Annotated in this window: 1 protein-coding gene; it reads left to right on the top strand. The window is 75.6% G+C overall.

Annotation, left to right across the window (positions count from 1 at the left end; all coding sequences use genetic code 11):
* Nucleotides 1–211 precede the first annotated feature (211 nt).
* Nucleotides 212–577, top strand: coding sequence for a hypothetical protein (locus tag ACFWOG_RS26545; RefSeq protein ID WP_329881155.1), 366 nt, complete (start codon nucleotides 212–214; stop codon nucleotides 575–577).
* Nucleotides 578–620: the final 43 nt, after the last annotated feature.

Genomic DNA, 620 nt, shown 5'->3' with positions numbered 1-620 from the left:
CGGCCCCCCGCCCCCGGCCCCCCCGCCCCCACCCCCCCCCCGCCCCGGGGCGCGGGCGGGCCGTCCGCCGTCGCCGGGCGCTGTCAACAGGCGGAAACCCGTCCCGGGGCGCGGCGGACCGGACCGGAAAGTCACTGTCCGCAGCCGCCCCCTCACCGGTAGGAAAGGGGGGCCGGTGCGGACCGCCCGCACCCGCGAGAGGAGCCGCCTCGTGTCCCGTCTCCGCGCCGCCGCCCTGACCCTCGGCGCCGCCGCCGCCGCGCTCACCCTGACGGCGACCACCGCGCACGCCGCCCCCGGCGACACCCAGGACGTCTGCAACAGCCAGTTCACCCCGAGCGGCTGGGCCGACGTCCAGTGGTGGAACAGCTACGCCTGCGGCCCGGGCTTCAACCCGAACAGCCGAAGGATCATGCAGCTGACCGGCTACCCGATCGGCACCACCGTGAACGTCTGCTCCTCGGCGCTGCCGCCGTCCGGCTGGGTCGAGGTCAGCGCCTTCTACAGCAGCAGCTGCCGCTACTCGGTCACCCCGAGCTTCAACAACAACTCCTGGCAGCTCAAGCGCATCGCCTGACCACCGCCCGCGTGCGAGCGGCGACGGCCCACCGGTGCGGGAC

The sequence above is a fragment of the Kitasatospora sp. NPDC058406 genome (assembly GCF_042722765.1).
Lineage (GTDB): Bacteria > Actinomycetota > Actinomycetes > Streptomycetales > Streptomycetaceae > Kitasatospora.
The sequence above is the reverse complement of the archived record's forward strand: the minus strand, read 5'-3'. Positions and strand labels throughout refer to the sequence as shown.